Below are 13,799 nucleotides of genomic sequence, written 5' to 3'. Positions count from 1 at the left end.
TAAAGCCGCTATCAAGCATGCGAATGATGAAGCACTGTCATCCATCATTCATGCAGAATAGCGGCTTTTTTGAACGTCCATATATGATTTCGACCCGTAATTAACGGGATGCGTAAGGCTCATTGTGAGGCAAGGAAGAGCGGTACTGCTTGTACGCCTGATCCCCAACGAGCACCTCGACACGATGAATATTCATGCCTTTGCCCATAAATTTCTCTTCGTACTCTGTCATAACATGCTCTTCATTGATGCCATCACGATGCAGGTTCAAGGAGATATTCCGCATTTGAAGCCCCATCTCTGCGAAGGAGTTCAAGGAAAACTCGAACAAGGTCTCTGAATCCGTTTTGAAATGAATCTCACCTGTATTGCTCAATGCATAACGATACTTCTCAACAAGACGCGAATGGGTCAAGCGACGGCGTGCGTGCTTCTTCTTCGGCCACGGATCACTGAAGTTCAAGTATACGCGCTCAAGTTCGCCTTCTGCAAAAATTTGCTCCAAAAATTCGACATTCGCGCGCACCAGCCTCAGGTTGGACGCTTCCTGCATTCCTGCTTCTTCTCGAAATAAGCGAGCCTTCTCACATCCGCGAGCGATCAACTCATCGTACATATCCACGCCGATGAAGTTGATGTCTGGGTACTTCAAGCTCATCTTACTGATGAACTGCCCTTTTCCCATTCCCAGCTCAACATATATGGGGCGGTCATTTCCGAACGCCTCACTCCATTTGCCCTTCAACTGCTCCGGCTCAAGCACGACCAAGTCGGTTTGCTCTGCAAGCAGCTCTTTTGCTCCTCTTTTCCCACGTAAGCGCATGTGTGCTTTCCTCCATACTGATTATGCTCCAAGCCCTTATTGTGCATGACAAGCGATAAAAAGTAAAGACGGCGATGCAGGCAAATAAGAACAACAGAGCTTGCCCGCTGTCTTCGCTTTTACGGCTAAATCTGCTACAATAATACAATGGGATTGTTATCGATAAGCTTCCGTTATGGACGGCGTACGTTTTGCATAACAATCAACTTACACTGCAATTGAAAGGGCTTGTATGCCATTGGACGGCTTAACACACACACAATCGACTTCCCCCCTCTTGTGGGGAGACAAGCGGTTTCATACATGGAATTATGAGATGCGCGAGCAATTCGGAGAAAAGGTATTCAAAGTGATGCTCGACGCTGGGTTTACCTGTCCGAATCGGGACGGAAGCATCGCAATTGGCGGCTGTACGTTCTGCAGCTCTCGTGGTTCCGGAGATTTCGCCGGTCGTCGGCGCGACGATCTGGTCACTCAATTCAACACCATTCGAGACAGACAACATGCGAAATGGCCAAACGCCAAATATATCGGCTATTTTCAAGCTTATACGAATACGTATGCACCAGTGGACGTATTGCGAGATTACTTCGAAGTCATTCTTGAGCAGCCTGGTGTCGTCGGCTTGTCCATTGCGACACGGCCTGACTGTTTGCCGGACGATGTTGTCGAATACTTGGCAGAGCTTAATAAGCGCACGTATTTATGGATCGAGATGGGACTGCAGACAATTCATGAATCGACATCTCAGCTTATTAACCGCGCGCATGACACGGCATGCTACATCGAAGCCGTAGAGAAGCTGCGCAAGCATAATATCCGCGTCTGCACTCACATCATCTACGGACTACCGCAAGAGACGCACAGTATGATGCTCGAGACGGCCCAAGCTGTCGCTCAGATGGATGTGCAGGGCATTAAGCTTCATCTGCTTCATCTCATGCGAAAGACGCCGATGGTGAAGCAATATGAAGCTGGATTGCTGCGCTTTCTGGAGATGGATGAGTATATCAAGCTTATCGTCGATTCGCTTGAAATGCTTCCTCCGGAGATGATCGTTCACCGAGTTACAGGTGACGCACCGCGGGACTTAATTATTGGACCGATGTGGAGCATGAGAAAATGGGAAGTGCTCAATGGCATCGATGCGGAGCTGAAACGGCGCAACACGTGGCAGGGCAAGTATTGGAGGGAATCATAAGATGGGATTTCTATCTGTACTTGGCTATGCTCAGCAAGTGGTGAAGGAGCGCGTGCAGCCCGGTGAACGCGTAATTGATGCAACGATGGGAACAGGTGTAGATACCTTATTTCTCGCCCGCCTAACTGGATCGCGCGGCTCAGTAGCCGCCTTCGATGTCCAGGAAGAAGCGCTTGAGCTGACTCGTAAGCGGCTTCATCGTGAGCTGGGCGAAGACGAATACGCACATGTCAGCTTGCTTCAGGCAAGCCATCATGCCATGAATGAAGTGCTGGGCGAAGAATGGTCCGGTACAACCGCTGCCATCATGTTCAATCTTGGGTATCTGCCTACGAATGAGGCAGATAAGCGCATTATGACCGTCCCTGAGACGACACTTACAGCACTCGACAACGGTTTATCTATGCTGCGTCCTGGCGGAGTGCTTAGTATTGTACTCTATCCTGGACACAGTGGCGGCGATGATGAGGCCGATCAAGTGCGAGCTTGGGCGGAGTCTCTTCCAGCTCGTCTTGGGCAAGCCGTTATTTATCGAATGCTGCAGCGTCCAGATGCACCTTATGTCATTGCGGTAGAGAAACGAAAATAACATCTGATCGCGTGTAGAGCCTTTCCCACTTGGATTGGCAATTGCAGCTTCCGCTTCGATATCTGTCCCACCATCCTGTTCACCATGTTGAAGGAGTTGTTGTGAAATGGCAGTTCGCAAAATGGAACATGTTGGGATCATGGTACGCAATATAGAACTATCCATTCGATTCTATGAGGAAGTCATCGGCTTGAAGCTGAAAGGAACCCTTCTTCATACGAATGGTGTCATTCGCCTCGCCTTTCTCGGATGGGACGGTGCTGACGAAACGGAAGTTGAACTTGTAGAAGGTTATTCTGGAAGCTTAACGGAAGAAGGCAGGGTTCACCATATCGCCTTCACTGTTGACGATATAGAGGCTGAGTTGGCTCGAATGAAGAGCCTGCCTCAAGTTGAGCTTATTGATGAAGAACTGGTTACCTTGCCGAACGGCAGCCGCTATTTTTTCTTTAAGGGTCCGGACGGCGAGAGACTTGAGTTTTTCCAATCAACTAGATACTAGACAACTCGGGAGTGAGAGAACATGACAAGACCTTATCCATTGAAGTTTCAACCAGAATTCAAAGAACGCGTATGGGGCGGCCGTGCTCTGACGCAATTCGGATTGGATTTGCCAGAAGGACATATCGGTGAAGGTTGGATGATCGGCGATCATCCGAACGGTACGACGAAAGTCGTTAACGGTGAACTGGCTGGACTTGGCTTGGACGAAGTACGTGAACAATACGGCAAGGAATGGTTCGGCTCCAAGGGCTTCTCTGAGAAGAACGGCCGATTCCCATTGCTTATCAAGCTGTTGGACTGCAATGATGATCTCTCTATTCAGGTGCATCCTACTGACACGTATGAAGGTCTGCCGCAAGGCGAACTGGGCAAGACAGAGATGTGGTATGTGCTTGATGCGAAGCCAGACGCGAAAATCATTTACGGTTTGAAGGAAGGCATTGATCGCGCAGCAATGGCAGAGGCGATCGAAGAAGGCCGCATTATGGAAGTTCTGCAAGAAGTATCCGTCCAGGCCGGGGACACCTTCTACATTCCAGCTGGTACGGTTCACGCGCTGTGTGCAGGTGTCGTAGTCGCTGAGATTCAACAGAACTCCGATACGACTTACCGCCTGTACGACTACAATCGTCCAGGTCTCGACGGAAAGCCGCGCGAGCTGCATATTGAGGATTCCTTGAATGTCATCGCCTACGAAGGCGCGGGCGCAACTCGCATGTCTACAAATGGCGCTGTCGCTAACGAGTGGCTGGTGCTTGCGGAGTCTCCGTACTTCCGTGTAGAAAAAGGCATCGTTGAGAAGCCATGGGCACTCGCAACAACAGAAGAGAGCTTCGTCATTCTTGTTGTATGCGAAGGAACAGGCACACTTACAACTGCTAACGAGCAGATCGCTTTCAAAGCAGGCGAATGCTTCCTGCTTCCTGCCAACCTTGGTGAATATACGCTTGATGGCAACTGCACTGTATTGCGCTCTGTCGCTCCTTAATGCGCGCATAATTGACTCGGCATCCGATTCCTTACGGGGAGACCGGATGCCATTTTATTAGCAAGCGGCCTGCACTTACTCTTACACGTTCACTTGCATTTACACGAGCTATTTTTCTTTGAATGGAGGAACATAGATGAATGCGAATAAGGAATATCTAGAAAATCCGGAACCACCACAGTCAACAGATGAATATGATAACAAGCTTATTTCCTATCTCCGCGCGAATCAAATGGCTGCGGAACATCTGCGCCTACATACACTGTGTCATTCCGTTGAGGATGCTGCTCAAGCGGTGCAAGCCGATAAAGCTGATTTTGTTAAAAATGTCTGCATGATCGATGGTGAAGGTCAATTACTTGTAGCCATCGTTAAGGGCGAAGACCGAGCAAGCACCAGCAGAGTTGGCAAGGCACTGCTTATTCCTCCTCCACGCTTGGCGCTCGAACAAGAAATGCTTCAGCTTGCTGGATATCCTGCTGGCGGGATTCCTTCCTTTGGCTTCACAGCCACATTTCTAATCGATCCGAAGGTTCTGGAACAGGAATTCGTATATACAGGTGGTGGCTCCCCCTATTCACTGACGCGAATCTCCGTTCAAGAAATGGTGCGTGTCAATCAAGCTATTGTAGCACGAGTACGAAAATAACTGTCCAAATATACAAATAAGCGCCTAGTGACTTCACTAAGCGCTTTCTCTCATTTTATACAAGACGTGCATTCCGTGCTGCATTCGCGGCGGACATCCGATCGTTTACTCCCATCTTGGCATATAGGCTTGAGATATGATTGCGGATCGTTCCTTCGGACAAATAGAGAGTCTGAGCAATTTCACGGTATTTTTTTCCTTGCGCCAAATAATAGAGCACCTGCTTCTCACGTTCAGTTAAGCCGAATGGATCTTCACTGCTTTCTATGCACGGCCCCATACTCCCTGCCGCTTCACTTCGATCCTCAGCGTGATCCATTTGCAATAATTGATCGGCCATCAATCGTGCGATCGGCTGCGATAGGAGCGTTCCCCCTTGATGTACAAGACGGACGCTGGCAAGCAGCTCCTTCGGATGCATGGACTTTAGCAGATACGCTTCCGCTCCCGAATCAATCGCTTGTACGGCATAATCTGATTCCTCAATCGTTGTCAGCAGAATGATCTTCACATCCGGCCATCGCTCCTTCATCACACGAACAGCAGCCAAGCCATCCATTCGCGGCATTCGAATATCCATGAGCACGACATCAGGATGCTCGCACTCCATATATTCAATCGCTTCCTTCCCATCCACCGCTGCACCTATGACATAGACATCATCTTCTTGGCTGAATAAATAGCACAAACTCTCACAAAAGAGCTGCTCATCATCAGCAATGAGCAAGCGGATCGGCTGATCGCCCTCTATATGCAACTTGCGCGGAACCTTGCATACAATTTCCATGCCGTTCCCTAATGAAGTACGTACCATTAAGTGCCCACCATAAGCATGCAGGCGATCCTGCATTGATGACAGACCATAGCCAAAGGTTAGCTTCTCATTGCCTAGCCCATTGTCCCGAATCGATAAGCATACTTCTGTCTCGTCATAGACAAGGTTAACCTCGATCGATGATGCTCTACCATGACGCACTGCATTTGTAGCGGCTTCCTGCACACAACGCTCTAATACCATACGGTGTGCATAAGGAATAGAATAGATGATGCCTTCTGTTTTGAGTTTACATGCAATACCAGTTTGATTGCCAAGCGTGTCCAGCAAGTGCTTCAATACCTCATCCAATGTTCGCTCCCCTTCTTCAGAAGGAGCGATATCATGAATGTGATGTCGTATTTTTTCAAAGCTGCTCCGTGCGTGTACAATCACACTCTCAAGCCTACTTTTTGCTTGTTCAGGGTCGTCCCCCATAAGAACCTTGACCGATTCCAACCCCATAACAATCGATGCATGTGAATGACCTAATGTATCATGCAATTCGCCAGCTACACGATTGCGCTCCTCCTGAACGGTAAGCCGCTCCACTTGCTCCGCATATTGACGAATAATATTGAATTGATGCTCATTCTCTTGAAGCAGCTGCTTCATTCTTCGTTGCGAATGCAGAAACACATGAAAGCCAACACCGATCCCGAACAATATGAAATGATTAACAGACGAGTCCAAAGCCTGAAGCCAAGATAACTTGCCACTCCATAAACCAATGAAAGGAAAAAGTCCTACAATCGAACCTCCCCACCATACATTCTTCCTTGACGTCATAAATCCAATGAGAAGTGCGGGCAGCACCATATTGTCGAGATACACAGGCATCGACAAATGCATGGAAATGTTAATGCCTCCCGACAAAATTATTTCCGAGGCAATAAATTTCGACGGGTGAATGCTGCCAGGTCTCCAGAACCACAAAGGCAGCGCAGAACACAATATAAACGGTACGATTGTACGTCCGGTATGAACCGTACTAAAGTCCGGTGATATGGCAATATAAACTGCCCCTGATACAATCCAGAGAATGTATAAGCCCATTAGTGCTGTGTCGATCCAATGCCATTGTCGTTGCTCCATTCACTTGCCTCTTTCCACGTAAGTAACATACTTCTCTAATCACTCAGCCAGATATATTTACGGCATTTTCTACATCCAAGATAGATAGGATATTCATATGACAGCATTTCAGATGTTCCTCACTGGGAGCACCATCCTTATTGTAATATGATAGGCCCATGAAAAAAAGCGAAACCGGAGGAATGCAGCATGTTTTCTAATTTACACAGCCATACAAAAGCACTGATTTACACAGCAATCGTCTTCATTCTAGCTATAGGCGTCAGTATCGTTCCGAACACCAATTCCTTACTTTATATGCTGACTCCAACAGTGGCTGCCTTCATTATGCTCCTGTTCGTGACGAAGGACGGTCGATCGCGATCCGGATGGGCCGCGCTTGGATTACGAAAATATGGGTTCAAATGGTGGCTCCTATGTATCACGGTTCCAGCTGGCATTGTAGCGCTGAGCTATGGATTCGCTTGGGGAGTTGGTGCCCTAGATATCAAGGTTCCCCCCAACTATGCAGGTTATGATTGGTCCGCCTTCCCGTTCGTTGTTGCGATACAATTTGTCAGCGCCGTACTTATCAGCTCACTTGGTGAAGAACTTGGCTGGAGAGGTTATTTGCTTCCGCTTCTTGTAAACAGCTTGGGAGAGAGAAAGGCGTTATTCGCCACCGGCCTGATTCACGGACTATGGCATATCCCGATTATATTGCTGTCCTCCATCTACCACCAAGATCAAAATCCGATTCTCGCATGCCTATTCACTGTCGTATCCTGCCTGTTCCTAGGCCCTGTCATCGGTTATATTCGATTACGTTCATCCAGCGTATGGACAGCTTCTATCTTCCACTCGGCACATAACGTAATGTGGAGTATTCTGCGCAGCCTTGCGGTTCCAGCTTCAGGTATGGCTTTATATGTAGCGGGAGACAACAGCATCGTTGTCATTCTCTGTTATATGCTGCTTACGGTATGGGTCATGAAGCACTTATGTCACCATACCAATGCTCGATCCATAAACACATAAAAACAGTTGATGTTCCAAGAGTGTAGTAACAAGAGAGTTCATGACAGATAAACAAAGACGCCTCCAAAACCACTATACTTGTGGGATGGAGGCGTCTTTGTTCATGCATTTTCATACCCATGCTGAGCTCCGTTCTTCAACTTTGGCATTTTACGAGACTCTTCCTCTGTTTGCCGAACTACGACGTCATATTTTTGGCTTGGGTTAGGATTACTTGCATTAAACCAGGAAAACGGGCTTCGAGCTCATCCTTGCGCAAACAGATGAATCGCTGAGTTCCCTCCATTCTAGTTCGAATAATGCCTGCTTCGCGCAGTACTTTGAAATGATGGGACATGGTGGACTTGGACAGTGATAAATCGAATCCTCCGCAGGTTTGCTCTGGAATGTTCATCAATTGCAGCACGATACTCATTCGAATCGGCTCGCTGAGCGCATAGAACACTTGCGAAAGTTCAATATCTTCGATAGCGGGATGAAATAATGTTCTCATGTCATTATTGTACCGAAATGATTGACATCATTCAATAGTTCGATTACACTCGAACTATTGAACAAAGGTGCGCACCTTCATATTCAGTGAATCTTACCTATATTCACTATCATTTGTAACCTATGAATCATCGATTAAGAACGATCTTGCGTACATCATTGCCGCATGAGATCGCTTATTCATTACAGGAGGCCAGTTACAATGAGCAATACGATGAATCAACCGCTTGCCGCATCATCATTCCGTACCATTATGTCTTTATTCTTTGCCACAATGTTCATCATCGGTACAGATACCTTTATCGTCTCTCCTATGCTGCCAACACTGCGAGTAGTTCTGCATATCTCTGTCGAACAATCAGGATGGCTTATTTCTGCTTATGCACTCGGATACGCCCTTTTCGCCCTAATCGCCGGACCGCTATCCGACGGACTGGATCGCAAGTCTTGTCTCCTTGGAGGGATGCTGGGATTCTCTCTGTTCACAGCACTGTGCGGTTCAACAACAAGCTTCACCCTCTTATTCGCCTACCGCGCCTTGGCGGGAATAAGCGCGGCAATCGCCTCGCCGCAAATATGGGCTTCCATCCCTCAATTAGTAGCACCGCACAAAATTGTAAAAGCGATGGGCGCCGCAACGGCTGGCCTAGCCGTCTCGCAATGTCTCGGCGTGCCGCTTGGCAGCCTGCTTGCCGCGAGCAGTTGGAGACTGCCCTTCTATGCCATCGGAGTAACTGCGCTGCTCATTACCATCATATTGGCGCTAAAGCTCCCTTCTATCCCACCTGCGACGAAACATCGAAGTTCGCTGAGCTCTCTTGGACGACAATATCGCGCTCTTTTCTCGCGCCGCAGCACCACCTTTGCTTTTCTCGGATATTTTTTATATCAGCTAGGCACTTTTTCTACCTTCTCCTATCTGGGGAATTGGCTCGCTGATGACTTCTCTCTTACTGTACAGCAAACGGGACTATTCATCCTTGGCTTTGGGATCGGCAATTTATTCGGCAGTCTTCTCGTCTCGAGGGTGGAACGTACGCTCGGCATTCGGCGAACTGTTACATATTCACTCCTTGGCATGATTGCGATGTATGTGATCGTTATGACCAGCCAACTTATTACATTCATTGGTATCGCTTATGCGCTGATCGCCTTGTGCGGCGGCATGCTGTTCCCTCTCTTAATGGGAACTCTTCAGAAGGATCAACCGAATGCACGTGGAACCGTATCCGCGCTGGCGAACAGCACGATGTATTTCGCAACGATGCTTGGATCCGTTCTGGCTGGTGTTCTCTATGCGCGCGTCCCGGGGTTTGCTTCCATCGTAGTTGCTACGATGCTGTGCTATACAGCATCCCTGTTTATCTTCCGCAGCCTGCTGCACAGCCCGCAACCGATCAATAGTCAGGCGGCGATGCAGCAGAAGTAGATTCGGCCTGCCTCCTATTCGGTACCTAATAGCGAGGGCTAATGAATCTAGTATGACTACACGGCTATCGTCCAACTATTGCATTCTTTCTCTATCATCTGGTTTCATATGAGCTATAATGTTCAATGACACGAAGACACGATAGGGAGAGATCGCTCATAATGAGTCAACGGCTATTATACATAGAAGATGACAAAGAAATCGGAACATGGACCAGCAGTTATTTGCAAGATAAAGGCTATCAGGTGATGTGGCTGCTGTCCGGCGAGCATGCACTGGTGCACGTCCCTGATAGCGATCTGATCATACTTGATGTGATGCTTCCTGGATTGGACGGTTTTACGGTAGGACAGCGTCTGAAGCGCGAATACCCAACTACGCCCATCTTGCTGCTGTCTGCCCGCACGTCTATTGACGATAAGCTGCAAGGGCTGCAATTTGCCGATGACTATGTAACGAAGCCCTTCCATCCGGATGAACTCGCTGCAAGAGTGGAGGTACTGCTGCGGCGCTTCGAGAAGCAGTCCCCTGCTTCCATCGAGTTGAAGCATCTACGTATTTCGCTGCCCGATAATCACATTGTGCATGCCTTGACCGGTGAAGAAATCACACTTACCGGCAAGCAGCACCATATATTCACCTTCATGCTGCGTCATGCCAATCAGATCTTAACAAAGGAACAAATTTATGAGAGCGTCTGGGGCGAACCCTACATGGAGGGCGATAAGACACTCATGGTTCATATTCGACATCTGCGGGAGAAAATCGAGAACGATCCAGGCCAGCCGGAAATTATTGAAACGATTCGCGGCATCGGATATCGGGTGAAGCTATGAATTCCCGTATTCCACTGCGCAAATCACTGCTGATCCGGTACTTGACGCTTGTATTTGTCGCTCTCATGATCTGGCCGATTATTTTTCCATTAACCTCTACGATTCTGTATTATGTATCTCTCTTGCAGAATGGAGGGGAACCCGTCGAGAATCGTTATACGGTAGCGGCTAAGTTGGAAGAGAGGTGGCACCAAGAAGCTGCTCAATTCAAGCAAGCCGATCGGGCTGCGATTGATCAGAGACTGCATGAGCTGAAGAAGGAGTACCCAGAAACCAAATTATTCTGGGTAGATAACAGCGGTACTACTCGCCTTCAGCTTCCTGTACAGCCCAGCCTGCCAGCACAATGGAATGCTGGTGACGCCATCACCTTTATGAAGAAGAGCTACGATGGAGATCCGTTCACCGTCGTAGCTTTTATCGGGCAGGATCCGAAGCAAGGATTCATGGTTATGCAAATTTCTCGAAATTTGATGGTATCAGATAGACAGGGATACAGCACAACACACGCTCTTATCATCATCGCCCTCGTGTTTGTTCTGTTTACAGTTGCCTCTTGGTGGTTCTTCTATAGACTTCGGGGTCGGCTTGTGCGGTTAGGCAAGGCGATGGTTCCCGATAACGCCAATGGCTTGCCTTCGCCAATTGAGATAACGAAGTGGGATGAAATTGGTCAATTGGAGCATACCTTCAACCAAATGATCAAGCAGCTCACCTCCAGCCGTCAACGGGAACAAGAGGAAGAAACGCTTCGCAAGGAACTGATCGCTAATTTGTCCCATGATCTTCGAACACCGCTAACTACGATTCGAGGACATGCCCATTCACTCCAACGAGAGCCATTGTCTGAGAAAGGTCAACAGTCGCTTGTTCTTATCGATAAGAAGGTCAATGATTTGGGACAGCTTGTTGATAATTTATTGGCGTACACGCTGCTGTCTGCTCACAAGTATTCGCTGAAGATGGAAGCAACGGATATGCTGCGGCTTGTCCGAACTTCTGCGGCGAGCTGGTACCCGATTTGGGAGAAAGAAGGCTTTGTGATTCATATTGAGCTCCCGGAGCAGCCTGTTACTTGGAGGGTCGATTCACAGTGGATGACGCGCATCCTCGATAATTTATTTCAAAATATTGTGCGCCATGCCGCAGAAGGGCGATATATTGGAATTGCGATTCATGGGCATGGAGAGACTGCAATTGTGATTGAGGATCACGGACCCGGTATGAGCGCTGCGTCCACAAGTAGAGGCGTTGGCCTTGGGCTGACGATTGTCGAGTTGATGACCGCAGAAATGCAGCTGCAATGGCAAGTAACGAGCAGCCCAGAAGGGACAAGGATGAGCATAGCGCCGATGAAGGCAATGAGCACATCAAACTAATGAACAAACTCTAAAGGGACCTCAATGGAATAATTAAATTAGAAATTCAATGAATTCATTGAAATCAATATACTATAAATTCTATAAACTCAATAAATACTAGGAACCATAAGAATCAAATGAACCCAACTCGTTAACGAAGACCATTTTTAATCACTTCCACTCGAAAAACTGAACTACCGAAAGTCTAAAGTATCCGTATGAATAAGCGCCCCCCATTACGCCCATGGACGCGATCATGTTCATGGGCTTCTTCTTCTCCTTTTTTAAACAGATCCTTTCTTAAACAGAATTTAAACAAGCAGCCGCCTTTGTTTTAACCTTCGATCTGTATCGTTAACTGACGAGGTGATATACATTGAGTGAAACAATCATTCAAACCGAAGGGTTGACGAAAACATATGTTGACCGCCGAGCAGTCGATCAGCTTCGGCTTACGATTAAACGCGGGGATATATACGGCTTCCTTGGCCCGAACGGCGCAGGCAAGACAACAACGATCCGCATGCTGCTTGGACTTATTCGCCCCACGAAGGGCAACATTCAAATATTCAACAAGAACTTGCACTCCCATCAGCTGGAAATCTTGCGCAAGGTCGGATCGCTGGTTGAATATCCATCGTACTATGCTCATCTGACTGGTCGGGACAACCTAGAGGCCATACGCAGAATTATCGATGTGCCGAAGTCACGGATCGACGAAGTGCTTACCATCGTTCGTCTCACAAACGATGCCAATCGCCCAGTTAAGGGGTATTCGCTTGGCATGAAGCAGCGGCTTGGCATCGCCGCAGCTATGCTGGGCAGTCCAGAGCTGCTCATCTTGGATGAGCCGACCAATGGCCTTGATCCCTCTGGGATTCTGGAAATTAGAGAGCTGATTAAGAGCCTTCCCCATCAGCACGGCATTACGGTTCTTGTATCCAGCCATCTATTGAGTGAGATTGAACAGATGGCTACGCGCGTAGGCATTATTCAGCATGGACGTATGGTCTTTCAGGATTCCATCAGCGTATTGCAGGATCAGGCGCAGCATCGTATTCGATTCGCGGTCTCGAACCCTGTCAAGGCAGCGAATCTGCTCGCTGCATCTGGATGTGCTGTAGAGCAGCAGGAAGGAAGCGTCTTGATGAACTACATGCCAGACAGTCAGGTCGCCTCCCTCGTTGATCTGCTCGTCCATAACCAACTGTCCGTGTATCGAGTAGAAGAACAGCGGCAGTCGCTGGAAGAGATCTTCCTCTCAATGACTGGAGAGGGGAACAATCGATGATCGGGAAGCTGCTGTCATCTGACTTTGTGAAAATACGCCATACATGGATATGGCTGCTCATTGTCCTAGGGCCTGTCGGCGTCATCAGCCTTCAAGCGATCAATTACAGCTTGCGCTACGACTACCTCGTATCTAAGCTGAAGGATCAAGTATGGATCGGCCTACTCAGCGACATTAAAATACTGGCGGTTCTCGCCCTATTATTTGGCATTACACTCGTGACATCCTTGATCGTAAGTATCGAGCATCGCCAGCGATCATGGAAGCAGCTGCTTGCCCTTCCCGTGTCTCGATTCAGTGTATTCTCATCCAAATATATTCTGAGCTTGTTCATGATGTTCACTGCATCGCTGCTGCTTGCTGTCGGATCAGTTCTGCTCGGTCTGCTTCTCGGCTTCGGTGCGGACATCCCTTGGTCTCTGCTGCTCAAGAACAGCTTCTATCCATTCTTAGCGGCTATGCCCATACTCGCACTGCAGCTATGGTTATCTACCGTTATCAGCAACCAAGCCATTCCACTTACTTGCGGAATTCTAGGCACGATCGTATCCGTGTATTCGATTAGAATGCCGGATTGGATGCCGTACAAGTGGCCGCTGCTTGTAAATGAAGCCAATATTCCAGAGTACTCCGTCATCGCAGGTATCTTGATCGGCTTCGTCGTGTTTCTGTTCAGCCTTGTTCACTTCATTAGAAGGGATGTGGATTGA

14 protein-coding genes are annotated in these 13,799 nt (G+C 48.2%); 11 read left to right on the top strand and 3 right to left on the bottom strand.

Annotation, left to right across the window (positions count from 1 at the left end):
• Positions 1 to 100 precede the first annotated feature (100 nt).
• The gene (gene trmB, locus BP95_RS0107395; protein WP_021254456.1) at positions 101 to 823 is read right to left on the bottom strand and encodes a tRNA (guanosine(46)-N7)-methyltransferase TrmB; all 723 of its coding nucleotides are present in this window, start codon (positions 821 to 823) and stop codon (positions 101 to 103) included.
• 238 nt (positions 824 to 1,061) lie between these two features.
• Here trmB and BP95_RS0107390 point away from each other — a divergent pair, with 238 nt between their 5' ends.
• The 5 genes from BP95_RS0107390 (at position 1,062) to BP95_RS0107370 (ending at position 4,754) form a co-directional block, all read left to right on the top strand.
• Positions 1,062 to 2,024 (top strand): tRNA modification radical SAM protein MnmL/YtqA, encoded by a 963-nt coding sequence (locus BP95_RS0107390; protein ID WP_028531801.1) that lies wholly within the window; start codon positions 1,062 to 1,064, stop codon positions 2,022 to 2,024.
• Between the two features lies 1 nt (position 2,025).
• Positions 2,026 to 2,613, top strand: coding sequence for a tRNA 5-(aminomethyl)-2-thiouridylate-methyltransferase MnmM (locus BP95_RS0107385; protein WP_028531800.1), 588 nt, complete (start codon positions 2,026 to 2,028; stop codon positions 2,611 to 2,613).
• A 106-nt stretch (positions 2,614 to 2,719) separates the two neighbouring features.
• Positions 2,720 to 3,115 (top strand): VOC family protein, encoded by a 396-nt coding sequence (locus tag BP95_RS0107380; protein ID WP_021254453.1) that lies wholly within the window; start codon positions 2,720 to 2,722, stop codon positions 3,113 to 3,115.
• Between the two features lie 21 nt (positions 3,116 to 3,136).
• Complete coding sequence (locus BP95_RS0107375; RefSeq protein WP_021254452.1) at positions 3,137 to 4,105, top strand: type I phosphomannose isomerase catalytic subunit; 969 nt, start codon at positions 3,137 to 3,139, stop codon at positions 4,103 to 4,105.
• Between the two features lie 136 nt (positions 4,106 to 4,241).
• A complete protein-coding gene (locus tag BP95_RS0107370) occupies positions 4,242 to 4,754 on the top strand; it encodes an aminoacyl-tRNA deacylase (protein WP_021254451.1) in 513 nt (170 codons plus the stop codon).
• Between the two features lie 55 nt (positions 4,755 to 4,809).
• On the opposite strand, the gene BP95_RS0107365 is transcribed toward BP95_RS0107370, so the two are convergent.
• A complete protein-coding gene (locus BP95_RS0107365) occupies positions 4,810 to 6,663 on the bottom strand; it encodes a helix-turn-helix transcriptional regulator (RefSeq protein ID WP_021254450.1) in 1,854 nt (617 codons plus the stop codon).
• A gap of 189 nt (positions 6,664 to 6,852) precedes the next feature.
• Here BP95_RS0107365 and BP95_RS0107360 point away from each other — a divergent pair, with 189 nt between their 5' ends.
• Positions 6,853 to 7,680 carry a type II CAAX endopeptidase family protein gene (locus BP95_RS0107360; RefSeq protein ID WP_021254449.1) on the top strand — a complete coding sequence of 276 codons (828 nt, stop codon included), beginning with the start codon at positions 6,853 to 6,855 and terminating at the stop codon, positions 7,678 to 7,680.
• 178 nt (positions 7,681 to 7,858) lie between these two features.
• On the opposite strand, the gene BP95_RS0107355 is transcribed toward BP95_RS0107360, so the two are convergent.
• Positions 7,859 to 8,173 (bottom strand): ArsR/SmtB family transcription factor, encoded by a 315-nt coding sequence (locus tag BP95_RS0107355; protein WP_021254448.1) that lies wholly within the window; start codon positions 8,171 to 8,173, stop codon positions 7,859 to 7,861.
• 201 nt (positions 8,174 to 8,374) lie between these two features.
• Between BP95_RS0107355 and BP95_RS0107350 the strand changes: the two genes are divergently transcribed.
• The 5 genes from BP95_RS0107350 to BP95_RS0107325 all read left to right on the top strand — a co-directional run bounded on the left by BP95_RS0107350 (position 8,375) and on the right by BP95_RS0107325 (position 13,799).
• A complete protein-coding gene (locus BP95_RS0107350; RefSeq protein WP_021254447.1) occupies positions 8,375 to 9,601 on the top strand; it encodes an MFS transporter in 1,227 nt (408 codons plus the stop codon).
• Between the two features lie 161 nt (positions 9,602 to 9,762).
• The gene (locus BP95_RS0107345) at positions 9,763 to 10,437 is read left to right on the top strand and encodes a response regulator transcription factor (RefSeq protein WP_021254446.1); all 675 of its coding nucleotides are present in this window, start codon (positions 9,763 to 9,765) and stop codon (positions 10,435 to 10,437) included.
• Positions 10,434 to 11,816, top strand: coding sequence for a sensor histidine kinase (locus BP95_RS0107340; protein WP_021254445.1), 1,383 nt, complete (start codon positions 10,434 to 10,436; stop codon positions 11,814 to 11,816). Before BP95_RS0107345 ends, BP95_RS0107340 begins: the two co-directional genes overlap by 4 nt.
• Positions 11,817 to 12,174: 358 nt before the next feature.
• The gene (locus BP95_RS0107330) at positions 12,175 to 13,089 is read left to right on the top strand and encodes an ABC transporter ATP-binding protein (RefSeq protein WP_021254444.1); all 915 of its coding nucleotides are present in this window, start codon (positions 12,175 to 12,177) and stop codon (positions 13,087 to 13,089) included.
• Positions 13,086 to 13,799 carry an ABC transporter permease gene (locus BP95_RS0107325; protein ID WP_021254443.1) on the top strand — a complete coding sequence of 238 codons (714 nt, stop codon included), beginning with the start codon at positions 13,086 to 13,088 and terminating at the stop codon, positions 13,797 to 13,799. Before BP95_RS0107330 ends, BP95_RS0107325 begins: the two co-directional genes overlap by 4 nt.

This window comes from Paenibacillus sp. UNC217MF, from assembly GCF_000686865.1.
GTDB classification, from domain to species: Bacteria; Bacillota; Bacilli; order Paenibacillales; family Paenibacillaceae; genus Paenibacillus_B; species Paenibacillus_B suaedae.
This window is presented reverse-complemented; position numbering and strand designations above follow the sequence as displayed.